Source organism: Fusibacter sp. JL298sf-3 (assembly GCF_053842995.1).
In genome coordinates this window covers 2,470,583-2,492,138 of record NZ_CM132608.1, presented here as the reverse complement: position 1 = coordinate 2,492,138, position 21,556 = coordinate 2,470,583, and the positions used below count along the sequence as shown (strand labels likewise).

The following is a 21,556-nucleotide window of genomic DNA, read 5'->3' as shown; positions in this document are numbered from 1 at the left end:
TCCTAAATCAATGCGTTTTTAATGTGTCCCTTCCCTTTTACAAGTTTTGCTTTTGCCGTCTCTGCATCACATGACAACAGCAGCATTAAAATTGCAAGTTTGACATGTCCCTCTGCTTGTTCCAAAGCTTTTCTCGCGGTCTCACGATCCACTTCACTCGCTTGCATAACGATGTTTTCAGCCCTTACTTTTAACTTCCTATTGGTCTGCTGTACATCCACCATTAAATTTTGATACGCTTTTCCAATGCCGACCATAGAAGCTGTCGAGATCATGTTGACCACCATTTTTTGAGCCGTACCGGCTTTGAGCCGCGTCGAACCGGTGAGCACTTCAGGGCCTGTGACCACTTCAATGGGGATATCAGCTGCTGCCCCCACTTTTGACCCCTTGTTACATGTGATGCCGACGGTCTTGCACCCTAACCGCCGCGCATAGTTCAAACCACCGATGACATAAGGGGTGCGCCCGCTGGCGGCTAAACCCACAACGACGTCTCTACGCGTGAGTTCTATTTTCTTTAGGTCTTCTGCACCCAGTGCCTCGCTGTCTTCTGCGCCTTCCACAGCGCGTAAAAACGCTTGGTCGCCACCGGCAATAAGACCGACAACTTTTTCCGGGGGCGTTCCAAATGTCGGTGGACATTCAACGGCATCGAGCAACCCCAGACGCCCACTGGTTCCCGCCCCTACGTATATCAACCTCCCCTCGTTTTCAAACGCTTCTATAACGGCCTTGACGGCTCTGGCTATATCGCCGAGTTCTTTTTCGACGGCTTTGGCCACAGAGGCGTCTTCTTCATTCATCACGTGAAGCACTTCTTCGATGGACATGCCGTCTAAATCCATCGTCTTTTTATTTCTATTTTCCGTCACCAGCTCACTTAAGTTTGTCATGGGTTATCCTTTCTTCATAGAGGTCGCTTGAATGCGTTTAATGGACGCATCATAGTTCTTATTTGCACAACCTGTGTACAATATATCAATGATGTTCAGCTGTGAAATTCTCGAGGACATGGCACCACTTCTCAATGTCGATTCATTGGCGGCCACAAAGATATTGTGGTCTGCCAACTTTGAAATCCTCGACTCGACATATCGCGTAATGGAGATCACTTCTACACCGTTTTTCTTTAATTCTTGAATGCACTGAATCATCTCGTCGGTTTCTCCGGAATAGGAAATGACAATGCCGATGTCGCTGCTGTTCATATTTTTGGCCTGCAACAGTTGTAGGTGCCAGTCTTCATAGACAAAGCACTGTTTGTTGATACGCATGAATTTCTGCTGTGCATCTTTAGCGACAATCAGAGAAGAGCCTATACCAAAGATGCCTATGTTGACGGCCCTTACAATCGATTCAATGCATTGTTCCAACGTTTGCAAATCAATTAAGTTCCGCGTGACATCCAAAGACTTCATGTTAATATGTGTAATGGTATCGACAATCGATTCCAAGTCATCTGCGTCTGAGAGGTCTCTATTGAACTCTTTGGCCGATTGTTTTTGAATGGCAAGCTCTTGAACAAGGTTGTTTTTGAGTTCTTTGAACCCCTTAAAAGAGTTCTTTTGACACACCCTCACAATTGTCGACGCCGATGTGTACGTTCGGCTCGCAAGTTCGTGAATATTTATTTGGGCAACTTCCTCTTGATGTTCAATAATATAGTCGATGACTTCTTTTTCTGCACCACTTGTCTCTTTTAGATACTCCCTCAATCTGACAACAACGCTTTTCATCTTTTTCTCCTTATTTTCACTATACGGTTAAGAGAACTTTATTTCAAGATTACCGAATTAGAACGAAACTTTATTTCATGATACGGTATATTTTACAGAAATAACAGGGGAATGTGAAACTTTTGTAACAGACAGTACAAAAAACGGCCTTTTTTAAAGTCGTTTCTTTATTTCAACGGATATTTTTCATACAATCAAGACGAGGTATTCGCATACCAACAGCAAAAAATGAAAAAACAGCGTTAAAAGCCCTTTTAAAAAAACTTTTAACGCTGTTCTTTAAGCCCTTACCAGCACGCGCCGATTAAAGCTATTTCTCGTTTGTATAGCCCTGTTTTTCAAGACTCCCTTTCACTTTAGGGAAATAAACCTGCTTGTATACGCCACTAACCGTCTGGCTCCAAGTTCTCACATCGGCGCCTTGCGTACGTTCGTTCATGTAGTCGGTTACCACCTGATCATAAGCCTCAATAGCGGCTTTCACATCGGCAGCATACGTCTCCTCGTGAACCATCACTTCATAAGGGAAGCGCGGTTTGAGCATTGGACTTTCATCCGGCAGTCCCACACACATGCCCACCACTGGATAGACGTATTTCGGAAGTTCGAGCATCTCGATAATTTCGTACGGTTCTCGGCGAATGGCGCCAATAGGGACGATACCATACCCCATGCTCTCTGCCATGGTCATCGCATTGCCAAAGGCAATCCCGCAATCCACAGAACCCACCATAGTGGCTTCTATAGAGTCCATGTTTTCAACGGCGAGGCCGTCGCGCTTCATCGTTTCCGCCACGCGATGGTAATCCGCTAAAAAGATTAAAAACACAGGTGCCTGAGCAATCCAAGGCTGTCCACCAGCCAGTTCGGCAATCTTGTCTTTCTTTGCTTGGTCTTTTACGACCAAAATGCTAAACTGCTGACCATTAATAGACGTTGGGCCGTGAATAGCGGCGTTGAGAATTTTTTTAAGGTCCTTTTGAGGGACGGGTTCTTCTTTGTACTTGCGAATCGATTTGTGATTCATCATCACTTCATAGATATCTTTCATATAAGCCTCCCTATTGATTTTCAGATAGTTGTAGTCGTGTTGCCAAGTTGGGATTTAAGAACTGAACTCTAAAAGATTTGGTCAAGTAAAAATGAACGGCTTCTTCTGTGACATGATCCACCACCAAAGTCAACTCTTTTCCAGTTTCAATGACAAAATCATCTGTTTCAGCCGGCATAAGAACAGCACCTTTAATAACATTAGAAAATTCAATATCTCTGCCCAACTCATCTTCAATGATACTGGCCAGCGTGCGACCGCTAACCAACTGCGATGTGTGTCGTAAAAAATCTCTTCCCATAATGATGCGATAAGGGCCTTTTAAGAAATTTTCTCTTAAAATCATAGCGCTTTTTAAAAGGTTGTCTATCACCGATTGTGGACTGCCATCGGTGACAACTGATGGGGTTTTCAAAGTTGAAAATAGTCCCATCGCCCCAGGTTGACCGATGCCGTTAAAAAACACCTCTTGTTCAAAGTGTAAAAGTGCTCTCATGGCATCTTCCAAAGGGGCAAGTTCAAACGGCTCTAGCCCCTCTTCAATCATCTTGAGTTCTTCTTTGCTTATGGCAAAAGGAAAACGTGGCTCAAGATAAGGCATCGACTCATAAGTATAAACGCTCTGCGACTTCGTTGTGCTTTCAGGCAACTTAAATCGACGTCCCTGAACAGCATTTTTTTTGTTTTCAACTTCTTGTATAACTTCCATATCTACAGAATCCAGTGCTTCAGTACCCCTCAAATCATGTAAGCCCAGTGTTGTGTTTTTCACTTTTTCTATGGTGTTTAAAAACTCACTGACCACTTCATCAGATACCTTTAAGCCAACAGTACTCTCTACAGTCATATCGTTCACTCCTTTTTTAGTTGCTTTTACTTTTTAGACTTGCTAGAAGACAACTTTTCGACCACTTTGTCTAAAATACTTCTCAGATTTTCTGCTTCTTCCGGTGTCAAAGCCACCTTCTTATAAATCTGGTCGGGGATTAACAAGGCACTTTTTTTGATGGCCATGCCCTTTGGCTCAATTTGGACGATTACCAAGCGACGATCCTTCTCATCTCGCGTCTTTGAAAGGTACTCTTTTTCAATTAAGCGATTGAGTAGCGGCGTCAACGTGCTGGAGTCGAGGGACAGTTTATCCCCTAAAGTTTTCATATCAATGGTTTCAAACTCCCATAAGACCATCATCACCAAATATTGTGTGTAGGTGAGATCAAGCGGTTCCAACAGTTCGCCATACTTTGTGATAATCTCTTTAGCCGCTTTGTACATGGGAAAGCAAAGTTGGTTGTCCAGTTTTAATTTATCATCAGTTGTCACTTAAAAGACACCTGTCCTTTCTAAATAAAATGGTTTCTTCAGTAGGCTGCAATTAACATACAGCCCGGCCCTATTAAGCCCAAATTTCTTCTACGGTCCCTGACAGGGTGTGTTTTTTAGCCTCGATATTTTCCAGATAAAACAACACCACTTCTTCATTTTCAGGCTTTCCATAAGCTTTTTTAAGCATTGGAAGCATTTCAAAAGCTTTCTTTTTCAGCGCCAAATTGTCGTCAAAGGCTACAGTGGCATTTAATCGAAGCCATTCTTGATTTGCGTTTGGCATAGAGCAAATTTCCACCTTAGGATTTTTAGATAAATCTGAATAAACATTTTTCTTATTAGAAGTCAGAAAATACAACTTCCCATCCTCTACCATTTTAAACGAAAAGAAACGCACGCTTGGTTTATCTCCATCGCTTGTTGCAAAAGCTACAGGTGTATTCACATCGCCAAAAAAACTCATAACTTCTTGCATAATACCCATCCTCTCTCGTCATATATTTAGATTTGCCATACTTAACATAATTTAATCTCGCAAGATTAATCTTGCAAGATTGATTATATACCTCTTGAGAGTCTTTGTCAATTATCTTTTGTAAAATTATTTTGAATTTTAAAAGAACACCGCACCTCAAAATAAGCTATACTATAAGTACGCGCCCAGAAGAACAACTTAATGCGACTGGGAAACGCCATCCCCTCAATTTGCTGTCTCAAATACTTAGAACACCCCACTGGAGTTGAACACATGATCAATTATTTAGAAATAGCCCATAAAATTGTCGAGCTCAAATACCCTAGTTGCGACGGCGCATTAATGGCGGGAAGCATCGTCAGAGGTGAAGGCACCGAGACCTCTGATATTGATTTAATCATCTACAACAGCTGCATTCATAAAGGGTATCGGGAATCGTTTGTTTTTGAAGGGGTCCCCATAGAGGCATTTGTACACAACGAAGCGTCCTTTAAACACTACTTCAAAGAGGACTGTGATAGAAAAATGCCCAGCTTGCCGGTTATGGTACAAGAATCCGTCGACATACGCCAAAACGACTTTCTAGACGCCCTGAGAAAAGAAGCGACAAACTTGATTTCAAAAGGGCCCGGAAAACCGTCTGAGAGAACAGTTGACACCATGAGGTATTTTATTACCGATTTAAAAGAAGATCTCGTCGGAAGCACAGATGATTTTGAAACCCTTCTCATCGCAAATGAACTCGTGGTCAAACTACATGAATTCTATTTGCTCACTCACAACGCTTGGATTGGTAAGTCCAAATGGATTAAGCGCGCCATGTACAAACACGACCCCAAATTTGCCGAAGTGTTTGAAAAACAGATTCTAAGTTTTTACACATCGAGAGATAAGGCGATTCTGATAAAACTCATTGACCAAATGCTCTCGCCATTTGGCGGCGACTACTTTGACGGCTTTACTGTCGGAAAATAAGTAAATAAAACGCCTAAAACATGAAGCTAGGAGACATTTCTGTAAAGGAAAAGGGTATGAAGCAGAACAGCTGATAATCGATTATGCCTTTAACGATTTAAACTTAAATAAAATAAACGTTAGAAGCAAGCATATCCTACGAAAGCTTGGGTTTAAGCATATTGTGGATGAAAATGAAATGCGTTATTTTGAACTGGAGAAATGATAAACGCCCGAACCCCTATGCTGCCAGCGGGGTTCGGGCGTTTATTTTTAGAAACAACTCCCACATGGCCGGTGGGAAGCGCACTACATAATTTCTTTATTAAAATGACCTCTTGTATCTGTCTCCTGATTAAAGACCGTCTCCGTCAACGACCCGTTCAGCTTGCCTAACGCATGGTGAATCGCTTCGATAACTTGTGCCTTCGACTCTATTGTAAAGTTTAGTCGGAACGCCTCGACGTCTTTAATCGCTTGCAGTTCATCCAGCAAGTTCAGTGTTTTCCCATTGAGAATCGTCGCCGTACAATCCTCATGAGAAAGAATCGGAAACGTTCCGTGCTCGTCTTTTAGTTCATAGCGGTTCGTCCTACACTTGCCACATTGATCCATCTTTTTCAGCGGGCAATACTTTGTAAACAGCAACGGCGCCCTGCCGTATACAACCATTTCTAGAGCGGGATAACCGTCATTTTCTCTGTGATACGCCGATACTAACTCTTCAATCTGTCGCTTGTTCAGCTCATAAGACAAAGTAACGCGTTTGGCTCCCAGTTTAAACAACTCGTAACAGCTTGTTGAATTGACAACGTTTAAAGAATAATCCGTCACAAAGGGATTCGTCTCTTTGTAATGGTGAATGCCGCCATAACCGCCTATGAGCAACTCCCCCTCTTTGGGCTTGTAGTCGATTTGATTTCTTCTAACGACGTTCTCAAAATAGACGGGTTCTATACCGCAGCTTACACAAGCGTCATACTGTTCCCGAGTCGTCACCGTCGCCGTCAAATACGGCTTCACAGGGGCGAAGCTTATTTTATCTTTCGCTTTTGGCGCCTTCGTTCTCTTCTTTTGGCTGTTGAGTTTAAGAGCGTATAACTCTGCCACAATCTCTCTTCTCGCCACATTTAACAGCTTGGCGGGAACAAAGGCATTGCCCGCCTCAAACGCGACGCCATTGAGCCTGAACACCGTGTCGTTTACTCTTGAAAACTGCTTGACTACCTGTTCCTCGGTCGTCGGATTGTTAATGGCCTCACCCAGTACCTCATCGCTTTCATAGAGGTACTGACAGCCTAAGCCCGCCGCTTCTATCACAAGCTTTGACCCCGGATACGCGTACACTTTGATGTCCAGATCAAAGCGTCTAAACTCTTGTTCCATTGACCCCTCTAAAGCTTTGTAATAGGCGTAATCTTTAGAAATATATACCCGGTCGCCCTTGGACAACTTTTCCTTAACCTTAATGTAACAGACCGTCTCCGCCCTATTGATGAGTTGCCCTTCCCTATCGTACAACTTGACAACGGTCAGATTTACATCTTCATCGCCGTGACTGATTCGAATGATGTCATTTTGATTGAGCGGCCGCGAAAGCGTTATTTCGTACTTATCCTGAATCCGCTTGCTTATCCAGCCCACTTCATAACCTGAGTTGTTAGGTCTTGAGATATTGGTAATCTCTTTTTGGTCCTCGTGAAACAGATAGCCTTTAGTAAAAGTTCTGTTGAACGTCTTGCTTAGATTTTCTTTGTCTTCCGGCGTTATCTCGCCATCTAAAGCCATGCGGTATCTGGAGACGACGTTGGCAACATATGCAGGCTCTTTCATTCGACCTTCTATTTTTAAAGAGTCGATGCCCTTTAAGGCGTCAATATGATCGATGGTGTTTAAGTCCTTCGTCGACAAAATATAGTTTTTACCCAAGATGGTCTCTGTGGTGGTGTCGATGAGCTCGTAAGTCTTTCGACACGACCCCACACATCTGCCGCGGTTCCCGCTTCGATAGCCGATTAAGCCGGACATGAGACAATTGCCTGAATAAGAGACACATAGGGCGCCGTGAACGAAAATCTCCAAAGGGATTTTGGCCTGTTTCCTAATCTCTTTTACCTTTTCAATTTCAACCTCTCGGGACAACACCACCCTTTTAGCGCCCAATTCTTTAAAGAGCAATGTGCCGTCTAAATCGTCTATGCCCATTTGGGTAGAGCAATGGGCTTCCATATCGACGAAGTTTTTTACAATATAGTCGAATGCCGCCAAGTCCTGAACGATAATCCCGTCTACACCAATGGCGTTTAACGCGTCCATCTGCGCCTGCATCTCTTCCACTTCGTTTTCGAAAACAATGGTGTTCATCGTCACATAAATTTTAACTTGTCTGAGGTGTGCATATGCAACGGCCTCTTTTAACGCTTCTAAGTCAAAGTTCGAGGAATAGGCACGTGCCCCAAACTTTTGCATACCTAAGTATATCGCATCACACCCATTAGAAACAGCTGCTTTTAAAGCCTCCATATTTCCTGCCGGCGCCAATAATTCAGTCATTTTTTCCTCCACAATACCCGCCACTGAGCACTAAGGGCTACACGGCTTACACAGTTTTTCCAAGTTGGACTATTTGAGTGTCTCTATTTTTAAAATCCGTCCCAATTTGCCACAGTACATTATAACAAGTCACACTGCACAACACAAGAAAAGTTGTGGTTCTCAGGGGGAAAATCAACAGCCGATGACCCCATACGCCTAGAGGCGGTACCCCCTAAAAGTCACCAAAAAACTTTTAAAAAAAGCCCATAGAAGCCCTACCGGCTTCTACAGACCTCTTTTTCAAATCGCCTTCTTAGCTTTCAGCACTTCCCGAATCCCTATACACCGCGAGGTAATTTCTCACCATGTCCTCGGCCTTCTGCGTCAAATCATAAGTGCCACCGCATTGACACCAGTTGTATATAATCCCTCGAGAGATGATTAACAACTCCCGCCCAATTTGTTTATGAGGAACCGCCGCAGTCAATTCGCCGTTTTTCTGAGCCTTTTCTATGAGGGCGTAGAGCCCCTTGGGCAGTGCTCTTTCATCGGACAGAAAAAACGCCGTCCCCTCGGTTATTTGAGCTCTATAAATTTGAACAGTGACATCTAGCCCCGACGTCATCGCGTACTGTGCTTGATAACCGATGTACGCGACGATTTGGTCAATATAAGTTTCATTAGACAATTTGCCATAGACTTCGTTTTCAAAATAGTCATCGCACTGCGCATAAGAAGCGACGACAATCCCCGCCTTGCTTTGAAAATGGTGGTAAAATGCGCCGACAGATACCCCTGCCTCTTCACAAATCTGCTGAATCGTCACCGTATCGTACCCGTATTTTTGAATCATTTTTATCGATACATCGAGCAACTTTTTTTTCGTTTCCAACGCCTGGAGTTGCCTGTTTGTCATTTGTTTCACCCGTCTACCTCTTTCCGATTTTATTGTACATGCTGTCCTTAATTATACCATAAATCGAGAGGTGCTTGAAACGACTGACCCCCTACCCCTAAAAAAGTACTGTTGCCCCCTAACCTCTTAGTGGGGCAACAGCACACAGTCTTCGTAACCACTGTTTGTTCATACAGATTAAATTGACCTCGAAACCTCGTATGCGTCCCAGATGGCGTTCATAATGTTTTTAACACTGCGGGAATCGCCTATGTTGTACACCGGTACACCACAGCCTCTCAGCGCTTCTTGCAGCTTGTTTTCGCTTTTAAAGCCCACCGCAGTTATCACCGTGTCCGCTTCCATGTCGCCACTGCCGTCAGGGCCTTCAACTGAAATCGATTGCTCGTGGACACGGGTCACTTTTGTGTTGCGATAAACGTCGACATGGTTGTACGCAAGCAAGTCTTTGAGCATGTCGTAATTCATAAACGGCATGCCGTGCGGGCCGCCGAGAATATCGGAAAGCATCTCGATGACATACACTTTCTTGCCCTGCTCAGCCAACCACAAAGCCGCCTCACAGCCGACCAAACCGCCACCGATAACGGCAATTTTATCACCAACAGTCTCTTTGCCGAGGAGAACGTCCACCGCGGACACAATTTTGTTTTTATTGCCGAAATCAGGTGCTATAGGGGTAGACCCCGTGGCGGCAATCACTGCGTCTGCATGAAAACCCTTGACATAGTCGGCGTCAGCAGAAGTGTTCATAACCACTTCTACGCCGAGTTTTTTAAGCTGTGTCTCATACCAGACAATCAGCTGGCGATCGTCTTCCTTGAAATCCGGTACACCGCCGGGGACGATGTTCCCACCGAGCTTGTCTGTCGCTTCCACCAATGTCACCTCATGACCTCGGGTTGCACAAACTCTGGCGCTTTCCAAACCGGCTACGCCACCCCCTACAACCAGTACTTTCTTCTTTGCTGCTGCCGGCTGCAAACCGTACTTGACCTCGCGACCACAGGCTGGATTCACCGCACAAGACAGCGGCAAGCCGTGGGCGATGCGTCCCATACAGCCGTCGTGACACGACAGACACGGTCGTATGTCTTCAAGTTGCCCCATTTGAATTTTCTCCACCAAATGAGAATCGGCCAGAAGCGGTCGCCCATACGCAACGATGTCACAACTGTCCTTCAAAGCGTCTACAGCCACTTCGACATCGTCCATTCTCCCCGCCAAAATAACAGGGACATCCACCGCTTCTTTGACCATTCGACCAAACTCACGGTACATCCCCTTCTCAAAATACATAGGCGGATGGTTCCAATACCAAGCGTCGTAAGTGCCGGCGTCTACATTGAGCATGTCGTAACCGGATTCCACGAGAATTTTAGCCGATTCAATCCCCTCGTCACAGTCCTTGCCAAACTCTGTAAAAACTTCACCCGGCAAAGCCCCTTGGCGCATCCCCTTCATAAAACTCTTCACACTAAAGCGCAGAGAAACCGTAAAGTCTTCTCCACAAGCCGCTTTAATGCCCTTTACAATATCGGTTGCAATCTTTAAACGCCCTCTTAAATCGCCTCCGTACTCGTCTGTACGTTTGTTGTAGCAAGCCATAGCAAATTGATCTAGGAGGTAACCCTCGTGAACAGCGTGAATCTCAACGCCATCGAATCCGGACTGCTTGGCGATTGCAGCACTCTTCACAAAGTCTTGAACCAAGCCTTCGATTTCTCCTACAGTCATTTCGCGGTGTTTAAGTGACGGATCGAAACGGTTGGATTGCTCCGACGGCGCATAGGCCACCTTAATAAAGTTGGGCATTGCAGAGCGTCCAAGCCCGCCTGTTATCTGCAATAGAATTTTGGCGTCGTAAGCGTGGATTTTTTCATTCATCGGCGCCGTCGACATGTTGAACAGCAGCGGGTTGTAAGTTGGACACGGAAGTCCCTGTTCTTGTATTTCATTGTGATTAACAGCGCATATTCCCGTAATAATCAGACCGACGCCGCCTTTAGCCCGTTCAATATAGTAGTTTTGGGCTTCTTCAGTGAAGCCGCCGCTAGCATCGGAATAGCCGACCAAACCCATTGGTGCCATCGCCGTGCGATTTTTCAGTCTTAACTTACCGATGGTCATCGGTTCAAATAACTTGCCTGTTTCAATGGTCATAAGTACCCTCCTAATTTGACATAATATATTCGCCGAATACGTTATGTCAAATTATATACCCTTGTTAACACCTTGTCAATATGTTTTAGGCACGCCTTTTATTTGAGAATTCTCACCCAAAAAAAGACCTTCAACACCTATTACCGTGTTGAAAGCCTCTCAATGCCTTCCCATCTATCCCTTTCTCATACCCGATGCACGTGGGCACCCTATCGCTAACCGGCTACCAACACCAGTCCTTTGTCTTTCATCTCATAGACCTTATCAAACCGCTCCAAATCCTCACCGGCGTGGGTGACCATCACCACCGTTTCAAAATGACGCCATACAAATGCCATATACCGCTCTTTGTTCTTCGCATCCAATCCCTCAAAGGGCTCATCGGCAATTAATACCCGAGACGGCATATTGACCCCTCTCGAGATGCAGACGCGCTTCTTCTCACCGTCAGATAAGTGCGCCACCGCCCCAGTTTCAAACGCTTTAATGTCCTCCAGAGTTAGCGCCTCAGCCTCGGCGGTAGCAATCTCGATGTTTTCCGTCACAGATAGGTTAAACAGCTGATTGTCGTTGGGGATATACGCCAGCGTATGCGGATGCTCAACAAAGGCCTCATTGTAACGAATCCCCCCATTCTCCACCTCGTAAAGGCACAGCAGGCATCGAACAAACGTCGTTTTCCCGGTGCCGTTCTCACCGATAATGGCCACCTTCTCATGTGGTTTTACGCCAAAACTGACGTTCTCAAAAATACATGTACCGTCGACACTGAAACTGATGGCGTCCGCTTCAATCACATGCGTGTCACTTGTCCCATACACAAGGGCAGGCGCACCGGCATCTAAAAAGTTCTTCAAATTCACAGACGGGACGAAAATCGTCTGTAAGCTCACCACGTCGTCGCGCATCTGAACAATAGAATCCCTGAGCGCGTCAATCACCAAAAACACCGTTGAAATAATTCCCGCTGAAATCACGCGGCTGTCCAGTGCGTTTAAAACAACCAAAACCGTTGTCAGCTTGGTCACGATGATTAGCCCATCGCTGATGCCTTTGTAGAGTGCCAGTTTTCTATTGCTCGCATTCAAGACGTCGTTCATGGTCATCCGAACGCGCCTGTACTCGGCCAACTGCCAGTCGTACATATTGTCCAGAACACTGTTTTCAACCGTCAACACCATATCGTTTAAATACGTGTTGCGCACGCCCTTTAGCGTTTCCTGTTGCTTTGAATAGAACCGTACCCATTTACTTGACAAGCTGTAGATGACAAACTCCAGTAGAATCAGGAAAAATGCAATAACCAAAAAAGCCCTGGATATTTCAAGCCCCATCGCCGTTAAAAACACAATTGACACGACTTTTGAAAAGATTACTGTCAACTTCGCCCACACCACCATATTGTCGGAGATGCCACTTTCAATAGTGTTTTGAACAGCGCCATAAGAACGGTCTTTCTTCGTCCGGTAAAAGCTCATTTCGCTGTACAGCCTTAAAACAGAGAATTTACCGTTGTTCATAATGCGCGTAATCCACGAGTCGCCGTAGACATTTAGAAAATACGATACCACAAAGAGCCCTAAGATAATACCCGATGCCCAAAAACACGCCTTGTAAATCGCGGTAATCTGCCCTTTTTCAAACGCATTTAACGCCTCGACAAAAATCAAGGGCTTTACAATTGGCGAGAGAATAAGGACAGCGCTAAACGCCACTAAAAAACTGACGAAGGGTTTTACAGAACCCCGAATGGCGATTTTATTGATCGCCCAAAACTCACGAAAGCCTTTCATAACTCCCCCTTGTAATCTCATAAACTCTGTCGGCGTATTCTGACAGCGTCTTCTTGTGACTGATCCAAATGACTGTGCCTTCTTCCTTTCGCACCTTGCACATTAACAAATCGATTAAAGGCTTGTACGACGCCTCGTCTATTGAGGCCAAAGGCTCGTCGAGAAGATACAGCCCACGTGCACCAATCAACGCCCTTGCAAACGCCAGTCGCTTCAGCTGCCCCGTCGAAAAATCCGCCTTTGTCACCGCGCGCCCCAGCCCTTCTTCAGTTGCAAAAGCGTCTAAACCGACCGCTTTCAGTGCCTCTAAAACCTCTATATCCTCTACATCCACTCGCCCCAACACCACATTGTGTCTCACAGTTGTGCTGTAAACCGTCACCTGATTGCCGATATAGCCGACGCTTTGCCACAACTGCTTTCGGTCATATGCTTCCAAACCGATGCCATTTATCAGTATGGCGCCTTCATAAGGTGAAATACCCAGCAACGCTTTGACAATGGCGCTCTTGCCGACACCGGAAGCCCCAGTCAAGCCGATGACTTCACCTTTTTGAATAGCGAGGTCGATTTTAAAGTCGCAGCCCTCAAAAGGCAACTTCACCTCTGAAAAGCAAATGGATTCAAAGGCGTCTAAAGGCGTCTCACCACCGACATAAGCCGCCCCGTTTACAACCGTAAAATAACGGTCAATTTTACCTGCAGTGGTGTTCAACGACACGAGAAAATCGGGCAATTTAAACAGCTGTTCCGTCACTTTAGGCACAATTAACAACAAGGACACAATAGACGCAATTTGATGTCCGTCGAACCGATTGTATTGAAGAGCGGATACCAAGAGAACGGCGATAACCACCACGAGATTCCCATAACGCTTTATCTGATCGGCACGGTACGTTTTACGTCTCAGTGCAACCATCTTTGACGTAATGGCCTCACTCTTCTCCAAGAAGTAATGCGACAGCTTAAAGCGATTGAGAAAACGGGTGATTTCGTGGTTGTTCACCAAATGCACAATCATCGAATTCATATCGTCCATCGACTGATTTTGCGCTTCTTCAAGTTTGGGAATCCCCGACACGTTTTTTCGATTGAGGGCTATTAGAAAAAACGTCAATATGTAACTGGTCACAACGGCCAATGGGCTTATTTTAAAAACCACACCGGTTCCGACAGTGAGCATCACCCCTATCGCCACGCCGTCTTCGCACAAACGAACAACGGTTCCACAGATCGTCGACGCCAGATTTTTAATCACTGAAAGGTACGCGCCCTTCTCCATGTCGCCCCACGTCTTAAACGCTTGAAGCTTGGACAAACCGTGCATCTCTAGTGTCAACGCCATCTGATAGGTGATGTGTTTAGACAAATAAGCCCTGAGCCTCAACACAATCGCATTGCATATGAGCAGTACAGCCAATACCGCAAATGCACCTCTAAACGCCGACAACCGCTTCTCCGTCATAACCGTTACCACCTCGACAAACGCAAGTGGTACGCCGACAAAGCCGATTAAGTGGTGTACACCACTGAGCACAGACAACAGGATGAGCGCGTGTTTCTTTTTCACAAGTGACACGACGTCCTGTATGCGCTTTAAAGTTTTCCCCATAACCCCTCCAATATACAGTCTGTAAAAGATGTCTCTTCCTTTTTACTATATACGATAGTTTTAGAGTTTTCCATCTTTTTTCAATGCAATAAGACCGACTTAACCACAAACCAGCTCACAGCCATACCGTCCAAAGGCTGTTTATTTAAAAGATGCTATAATTATATGGTCATAAGCGACAAAATCGGATAAAATAGGAGACAGTACATAAATCAACACTAGCGTTGCATAAACTCAACTACAAATCTAGAGCAAATCCATATTACGCTTTATAAGGATAAAAATGTAACCCTGTCGATTCTACTAATGAAAAAAAGCTGACTCTAAGCAGACAGTCTCGTTGCACAGTGATGGGAGCCATATATGGATAGATTAATCTAAAAAGGATTGAGCCTCATAATCTTTCGTTTGAAACTTTCAAAAGTACTGTAAAGACTTGCTCTTATAGCAACCCTGATCTTGTTTAGTGGTGCGTCTGTTCTCAGGTTTTGCTTAAACAGAGCGAGTAGACAGTAGAGAATGAGCGAAAGGTAAATTTGGTTTACCGCGCCCACTTCATCAGTCGCAAAGAAATGCTTGACTTTAGAATGCTGTTTAAGCCATTTGAAAAAGAGTTCAATTTTCCACCTGAGTTTATAGATATTACAGACGTCTTCAAAACAGAGCCCTGTGTCGGTTTCAAGGTCAGGGACGTTTGTCAAAAAGTGATAAATAGTTCCGTCATCATCTGCTTGCTGAATATAGTGGTATTCATGCCTAGTCTTTTTGCTGCCTGAACCCACAGGGCCTTTTGAGGCGTAAAGAACGCCCTTTGGATTATCATAGCGCGTATTCGCCCATGTCACAGAGTTGCTCTTCATGCGAACGACAAAACAACCACCAGCTTCGTGGATTTGATCTAGGCGATCGTAATCCACATAGCCTCTGTCATAAACATTGATGACGCCTGGTGTAAAATCCGTCACGCTGAGCATTTCACTCACATCATGTTCTTTTGCGCCAGTGACAGTGGCTTTACTTGGATAAAGTGCGTTTTCACCATAATAGCGAAGGCCGAGATGTAATTTGACACCCGCTTTTGTTTTTCGGTATTTCGCCCACGCCATGCCCGTTAATGCTTTTGTGATAACGCTGGCATCAACAATATTCAGTGCCAATGTATCTTCATTTAACTGGGCGCTCTCAAACTGCCCGTGAAGCTGTGACACCAGATGCGTGAAGATGTTCTGGAGCACAGATGTATCGAGAGCTGACAGTCGTCTATAGAGCTGAGAAGGGCTTATAGAATCTAGTTTAAGATACCTCTGATAATTGTCATCAAACAGCAGATCCGTTGAGATGGCTCTGAGGCCATCATGTTCTTTCAGGTTTGCGGTGACAAAGAGTTTGATTAGGTTTTGAGTCGTTAACTTCTTGGCATAAGCATCACAGTTATTCGTTTTGATGATATTTTTAACTTTTTTTGAATTTAGGGGTTCAAGTACTTTACCAATGGTCTTAAATTTCATATAATATAGATGTTGTGTTCCTTGTATTAGATTTGTGCGAGACCATCTATGTGTGCTCCATGAATCTAGTATAAGGACTTTTTTATTGATTTTAAACCCCTTAATAGACATTATTGTTATTTATTGTTCTTTTGCTATTGATTAAGTTTTATGCAACGCTAGTGATAAATCAAACACATCATTATGGAGGTCATCATGAAAAAAACAACGCTGTTCCTGCTGATGTTACTGCTCATCGGCAGTGTCGTAGGCTGTTCGTCGTCGACACCTTTGACACTTGAAAACTTTGTCGACACCTACACCGAAGCAGGCTACACGGTCACTCTTGAAAACAAACCGCTGTTTGCACTGATTCAGGCAACCGACGGCATCCTCTTCGAAGTCGACGGCGAAAAAGTCGCCATCTACGCATACGAAAGCGACAAAAAGCGAGAGGACTCCGGTTTTGAATTCGATGCAGTCAACGGTCGATTCGGTCTTGAAACGCGCAGTGCCACCGCCAAGACCCTCTTTGAGAACACCGGAACAGAAGTCGGCCAGGAAACCGCAAAAGACACGGCAAAAGAAGCGCCCGCAGACACAGCTTCCGAAGAGCCCGAGGTTACAGAAAACGCCGACATGCAACTTGAAGATTTTGTCGCAGCCTATACCGAAAAAGGCCATGACGTAGATATCGAAGAAAAGCCCTTTTTCGACATGGTAGGCGCTGTTGACGGCGTTATTTTCTACATCGACAACAAAAAAGTGGCCCTATACGTCTATGAAACCGCCGCCGATTTAAAAAATTCGACTTTTGAATACGACGCAACCAACGGTCGCTTTGCACTGGAAACCCAAGTCCAAGAGGCCGTTGAAATCTTCACGGCTGTAGGGAAATAATCACAACAGCCACCGCTGACCAAACGGTGGCTGTTTTTTGCGTATTATTTTGTAGAATACTTTACAGGCCCTTTTCGGTGGAGACAGACCACCGAGATACCACATCGAACGTACAGAAAGGTCTCACAGACACACGCTTATAAGTATCTCTACTGGAGATATCCATGAAAATGCGACAAATGGAAACACAGCACTCTAATAATATAAGATTACTTCACCGTCTATCCTTTTTACATCTTAAAATCTTTTTCCAGAACACCACTATTGCTATTGTTCCGGTTGTTTTTCGTATAGGACGTTCCCATCGGCATCAAAAAAACTTACCCCTGCGTTCTCGTGCACAATCACAGCAAAAGGCTTATTGGGGTCGAGATCTACCGTCTCGATAGCTGTACCTTTTGTAATTTGTACCAAACTCAAACCTTTTGAGTTCATAGAAATATAAGCATTCTCCTCTATCCCTTCTAGATTAAACACTCTTACATCAGCCGCAACAGCCGTGGCAATTCCCCCTTGCCTAAAAAAATAGCCCCCTGTACGACGCACATACAGTGAAAAAGTATGCTGAGTTTGAGTGTCATTATAAAAAATCATAGCCGACAGGTTTTCAGTGGTCTGTTTAGACACTTCCCAACTTTCAGGGATATTTTGACTTTCTCTGGCTTGAACTTCAATAGCTTCTCCAGTTACACCCATGGCGTTATAGACATCCCAAACCAAAATAGTCAGCCCTAAAATAAGACCTACGCACCCTATAAAAAATACCCCTCTTTTCATAAACGCCCCTCCCTCTCTTAGTACTGTGAACACAACCTTTTAATCGATAATTTTAATAGAATTTTTGATTGAAGGCATAAGTTCTACAAACTTCTCATTGTACAGTTCAGAGAATGAAGCGCTCTCATTTTCCTCTGTCTCCATAGTCCAAGTCCAAAAAGTATAGGTAAACGCATCTGTTTCTTCAAGAACATCACCATAAATATCAGGATTAGAACGCTCAAAGACAAGAACTCGAAAAATAGTGCCACCGCAATCAATCCCCTCTTTAGTCGTTTCATAATAGAGAAAATCAACAGAGGCGCTGTTATTATCACCTGTCTCTACTTGAATTCCAAACGCAGCCTCTGAACTGAAAAAGACCTTGGGCAGTTTCAACTCAAAATCAGGCATATCGGCATCCAACTTAACGAAAAACGTATAGGTCTCATCGTCATGTATTTTTTGCCCCCTCGACTGATTATCATCTACAACCTTTGATGTATCTCCCGTAGAATTAGAACAGCCGCCTACCAACAAAACAATTATCACAAACCAAAATATTTTTTTCATGTCATCCTCCCCTAAAAAATTACCCTGTCAATAAGATTATTTACGCCGAAACAAACGATAAAATCTTATCTCCCATCGTAAGCGTAATGGAAAAATCTTTTGTGTTGTCTTCATATCTCCTTGTACGCAAAACACCGGAAAGCGTTGTTTCTATCAAAGGTTAAAATCATATCCCCCCTATCGCAAGGCACTTTTTTATCTGTGTCAGATATCGTCTCCAGCTTCCACGTTCCCCCAATCGCTTGGTCTTGAGTATTCACACAAAACAGCGATAAAGTAGCCAATAAAAATGCACACCCTATAAAAACATACTTTTTCATTTCGACCTCATTTCTAAACATACCGAATCCATTGTTAAAAATCATCCAACTAAGCTGTGTTCCAGCCGCGCATTATTAAGCCGTTGTTCTTTTCCCCTGATTTAAATGACTTTATTGAGCATCGTCTCTATTACATGGGGTGTTCACAACAAGCTTTCTATAAGATAATGTCGCCAGAACCCAAAAAAGGGACACATTTTACGAATGTTTAATATTTTTTTCATCTCTACCTATAAAAACGAACAACAAAGGTTAAACATTACACTTGTTAATTTTATTTAACATTATCACGCGCCCTCCACAGACGCAAAGCGCCTAAAACCACGACATCCACGCGGTCTCAGGCGCTTTTTCTATTGAATCGTATTTAACTGTATCTGCGCGATGCGATCAAAAGCCGTTTTCAGCGTCTCGATGCCCACCGTACAGGCGATGCGGATGTACCCTTCGCCACATGTGCCAAAGGCATTGCCCGGAATGGTCAACACCTGCGCTTCATCGAGCAACCGTTTGCTCACCTCAGCAGAGGTCAACCCCGTCGCCTCAATGTTGATAAAGAGGTAAAACGTCCCCTTCGGTTTCAACACGCGCATCCACGGAATTTGGTTAATGCGTTCTGCGGCATACAGCACACGCGACTTGTAAAGTGCCACAGCAGGTGGCTGAATCTCATCGCGGTGACGCAAGGCGTAAAGCGCTCCGCGCTGAGAAATGGACGGCGCAGTAAAGACGACGTTTTCATTAATCGTCTGACACACCGATACAATCGCCTTTGGTGCGATGATGTTGCCCACGCGCCACCCCGTCATGGTGTAATCCTTTGAAAAGCTGTTCAGTACAATCAAGCGGTCTCGAATCGACGGCAGTGTCACCAGTGAAACAAAAGGCCTGTCGAAAGTATACGCCCCGTAGATTTCGTCGGCAATGATGACGAGGTCGTGGCGAATGGCCAGTGCCGCCACCGCTTCTAATGTCTCCAAACTGAACACGCTTCCGGTGGGGTTGTTGGGAGAGTTGATAACAATGGCCCGCGTCCGCTCGGTAATCGCCGCTTCGAGAAGTGCCACATCAATTTGAAAATCGTCTTTTTCGTAAGTGGCCAACTCTACCGGTACACCTCCTACCAGTTCAATCTGTTGGTAGTACGGCGTGAAGTACGGCGCGTGAATAATCACCTCGTCGCCGGGATCGACAATTGCCTCCAGTGCTAAGAACATGCCGAGGCAGGCACTGGCGGAAATCATCACTTCTTCGTCTTCAAGCGTCACCTCGTAAGCCGATTTGTAAAACTTGCGCACCTCTGTACGCAGTTCGGGATCGCCCCTAAAATCCGTGTATTTCGTATGCCCTTTTTTCGCCTCTTCAAAAGCAAAGTCAATAATGCCCACGTCAGTGGTTTGGTCCGGATCGCCCAAACTCAAATCGATGACGTCGTCGTATTTTTTTGCCAGTGCATCCACAGCGCCCATAGGCGTCGACTTGTCTTTCCAATAGCGTTTGGCGATGTGTTTGTGTTTCATTCTGTCCTCCTAGTAGACCCAATGTGCAATCCATACGACAATCGGGAGCGTAATCAGTGTGCGTTCGATAAAGATAAGCAGCAATTCCGGTAAACTCAGCGGTATTTTTGAGCGCAAGATAATGGCGCCGGTCTCCGTCATGTAAATCAACTGAGTAAACGACAGCGCCCCGATAACAAAACGCGTCATTTCATGTTGCGCCCCTTGTACGAAAATCGACGGCAAAAACATATCGGCAAAACCCACCAGTGCCGCCGACGCCGCCACCGATGCCTCAGGAACTTGTAACCACTGGAACACGGGAACCAGCGGCCTTGAAATCCACTGAAAAACCGGCGTGTATTCGGCGACAATAAGGGAGAGCGTCCCCAACAGCAAGACGATGGGCATCAAACTGAAATACACGTCAACCACCGTTTGGAGACCCGAAAGGACGAGGCCTTTAACGCCCGGTGCCTCCGATGCTCTCAACACGCCGCGCTCAAAAGCCCAACTGTGCGTCGTCCGCCCTTCGGGAACGACTTCGTTAATCTTCACTTCGACGCCGTCTTTGTAGCGTTCCGGTTTTCTCGACAGAGGGTAGAGGCGCGGAAGAATTAACGCCGCGGTAAAAGACGCCAAGCTAATGGCACCGTAAAAGGCTAAAAAGCTCGTCGTCAATTTCAAAAACTCGTGGATAAACACGGCAAACGGAAGCGACACCAGTGAAAAGCACACGGCGATAATCGATGCCTCTTTGGTCGTGTAGTACCCTTCGCGGTACTGTTTGTCGGTGATGACCACGCCCACCGGCCCCGAACCAATCCACGAAGCGATGGCATCTATAGCCGAACGGCCGGGGACTTTAAAGAGCGGCCGCATAAACTTGCGAATCAAGGTACCGAGGTAATCCATGGAGCCAAACGCCATGAGCAGTGGCAAAAAGAACCCCGAAAAGAAAAACCAAGTGGCGAGAACGGGAAACAAATCGTTGACCACCACGCCGCCGGTAACCGCACTCGATATTTTGTCGAGTCCCATGGCATCGACACCGCCGATGATGACTGCGCCGAAAAAAGCCGATACAAGGCGCACCGCCAGTCCCATGGGGCTCAGCACCAACAGGTTTTTAAGAAACGTACTCGCCATCACCGCTTTGGGTTTTAAAACCGTACACAGGGTGGCGAGGAGCGCGCTCACGCCGACGACGCCCACCATAAAAGCGGGCAAAAAACTGCCGTAGGCGGCTTTAAACGCCGACGCCATGTAACCGACGCCTATGGTGAAATCACCGCCGCCCCAAGGCAACGGCACCACAAAGAGCAGCAAACCCACCAGTGACGGCACGATGAATTTGAGTTTTTGACCCGCTGTAAACGACCTCTTCACATCTGTTGACATACAGACCTCCTTTTTGAAACGGCGTTTCATTATTTGTTTAAATTATAACACTTTGT

At 45.2% G+C, this 21,556-nt stretch carries 18 protein-coding genes; 2 read left to right on the top strand and 16 right to left on the bottom strand.

The window, feature by feature from the left end; genetic code table 11:
- Positions 1-2: 2 nt before the first annotated feature.
- The 6 genes from murQ to ACR6HW_RS11735 all read right to left on the bottom strand — a co-directional run bounded on the left by murQ (position 3) and on the right by ACR6HW_RS11735 (position 4,591).
- Positions 3-896, bottom strand: coding sequence for an N-acetylmuramic acid 6-phosphate etherase (gene murQ, locus ACR6HW_RS11760; protein WP_455727922.1), 894 nt, complete (start codon positions 894-896; stop codon positions 3-5).
- A 3-nt stretch (positions 897-899) separates the two neighbouring features.
- Positions 900-1,739 (bottom strand): MurR/RpiR family transcriptional regulator, encoded by an 840-nt coding sequence (locus ACR6HW_RS11755; protein WP_455727921.1) that lies wholly within the window; start codon positions 1,737-1,739, stop codon positions 900-902.
- A 310-nt stretch (positions 1,740-2,049) separates the two neighbouring features.
- The gene (locus ACR6HW_RS11750) at positions 2,050-2,790 is read right to left on the bottom strand and encodes an NADPH-dependent oxidoreductase (RefSeq protein ID WP_455727920.1); all 741 of its coding nucleotides are present in this window, start codon (positions 2,788-2,790) and stop codon (positions 2,050-2,052) included.
- A gap of 10 nt (positions 2,791-2,800) precedes the next feature.
- Entirely contained in the window at positions 2,801-3,637 is an 837-nt protein-coding gene (locus ACR6HW_RS11745) for an encapsulin (protein WP_455727919.1), read from the bottom strand.
- 26 nt (positions 3,638-3,663) lie between these two features.
- The gene (locus ACR6HW_RS11740; RefSeq protein ID WP_455727918.1) at positions 3,664-4,113 is read right to left on the bottom strand and encodes a MarR family winged helix-turn-helix transcriptional regulator; all 450 of its coding nucleotides are present in this window, start codon (positions 4,111-4,113) and stop codon (positions 3,664-3,666) included.
- A gap of 73 nt (positions 4,114-4,186) precedes the next feature.
- Positions 4,187-4,591 carry a pyridoxamine 5'-phosphate oxidase family protein gene (locus ACR6HW_RS11735; protein ID WP_455727917.1) on the bottom strand — a complete coding sequence of 135 codons (405 nt, stop codon included), beginning with the start codon at positions 4,589-4,591 and terminating at the stop codon, positions 4,187-4,189.
- Between the two features lie 273 nt (positions 4,592-4,864).
- On the opposite strand from ACR6HW_RS11735, the gene ACR6HW_RS11730 reads away from it, so the two are divergent.
- Positions 4,865-5,566, top strand: coding sequence for a hypothetical protein (locus tag ACR6HW_RS11730; RefSeq protein ID WP_455727916.1), 702 nt, complete (start codon positions 4,865-4,867; stop codon positions 5,564-5,566).
- Between the two features lie 288 nt (positions 5,567-5,854).
- Here ACR6HW_RS11730 and ACR6HW_RS11725 read toward each other — a convergent pair whose 3' ends face one another.
- From ACR6HW_RS11725 to ACR6HW_RS11700, 6 genes are all read right to left on the bottom strand, one after another.
- On the bottom strand, positions 5,855-8,098 hold the full coding sequence (locus ACR6HW_RS11725) for a U32 family peptidase (protein ID WP_455727915.1): 2,244 nt from the start codon (positions 8,096-8,098) through the stop codon (positions 5,855-5,857).
- Positions 8,099-8,393: 295 nt separating this feature from the next.
- Positions 8,394-8,996 (bottom strand): TetR/AcrR family transcriptional regulator, encoded by a 603-nt coding sequence (locus ACR6HW_RS11720; RefSeq protein WP_455730883.1) that lies wholly within the window; start codon positions 8,994-8,996, stop codon positions 8,394-8,396.
- Positions 8,997-9,173: 177 nt separating this feature from the next.
- A complete protein-coding gene (locus ACR6HW_RS11715; RefSeq protein WP_455727914.1) occupies positions 9,174-11,159 on the bottom strand; it encodes an oxidoreductase in 1,986 nt (661 codons plus the stop codon).
- Between the two features lie 215 nt (positions 11,160-11,374).
- Positions 11,375-12,952 (bottom strand): ATP-binding cassette domain-containing protein, encoded by a 1,578-nt coding sequence (locus tag ACR6HW_RS11710; RefSeq protein ID WP_455727913.1) that lies wholly within the window; start codon positions 12,950-12,952, stop codon positions 11,375-11,377.
- Positions 12,936-14,564: an ATP-binding cassette domain-containing protein gene (locus ACR6HW_RS11705; protein ID WP_455727912.1), complete on the bottom strand. Its 1,629-nt coding sequence runs from the start codon at positions 14,562-14,564 to the stop codon at positions 12,936-12,938. Before ACR6HW_RS11705 ends, ACR6HW_RS11710 begins: the two co-directional genes overlap by 17 nt.
- A gap of 377 nt (positions 14,565-14,941) precedes the next feature.
- A complete protein-coding gene (locus tag ACR6HW_RS11700; protein ID WP_455727911.1) occupies positions 14,942-16,072 on the bottom strand; it encodes an IS4 family transposase in 1,131 nt (376 codons plus the stop codon).
- Between the two features lie 195 nt (positions 16,073-16,267).
- Here ACR6HW_RS11700 and ACR6HW_RS11695 point away from each other — a divergent pair, with 195 nt between their 5' ends.
- Positions 16,268-16,951, top strand: coding sequence for a hypothetical protein (locus tag ACR6HW_RS11695; protein ID WP_455727910.1), 684 nt, complete (start codon positions 16,268-16,270; stop codon positions 16,949-16,951).
- A 267-nt stretch (positions 16,952-17,218) separates the two neighbouring features.
- On the opposite strand, the gene ACR6HW_RS11690 is transcribed toward ACR6HW_RS11695, so the two are convergent.
- The 4 genes from ACR6HW_RS11690 to ACR6HW_RS11675 all read right to left on the bottom strand — a co-directional run bounded on the left by ACR6HW_RS11690 (position 17,219) and on the right by ACR6HW_RS11675 (position 21,500).
- Complete coding sequence (locus tag ACR6HW_RS11690; RefSeq protein ID WP_455727909.1) at positions 17,219-17,728, bottom strand: hypothetical protein; 510 nt, start codon at positions 17,726-17,728, stop codon at positions 17,219-17,221.
- 39 nt (positions 17,729-17,767) lie between these two features.
- The gene (locus ACR6HW_RS11685; protein WP_455727908.1) at positions 17,768-18,280 is read right to left on the bottom strand and encodes a hypothetical protein; all 513 of its coding nucleotides are present in this window, start codon (positions 18,278-18,280) and stop codon (positions 17,768-17,770) included.
- A gap of 673 nt (positions 18,281-18,953) precedes the next feature.
- Entirely contained in the window at positions 18,954-20,120 is a 1,167-nt protein-coding gene (locus ACR6HW_RS11680; protein ID WP_455727907.1) for a pyridoxal phosphate-dependent aminotransferase, read from the bottom strand.
- A 9-nt stretch (positions 20,121-20,129) separates the two neighbouring features.
- Complete coding sequence (locus ACR6HW_RS11675; RefSeq protein WP_455727906.1) at positions 20,130-21,500, bottom strand: YjiH family protein; 1,371 nt, start codon at positions 21,498-21,500, stop codon at positions 20,130-20,132.
- Between the last annotated feature and the right edge of the window lie 56 nt (positions 21,501-21,556).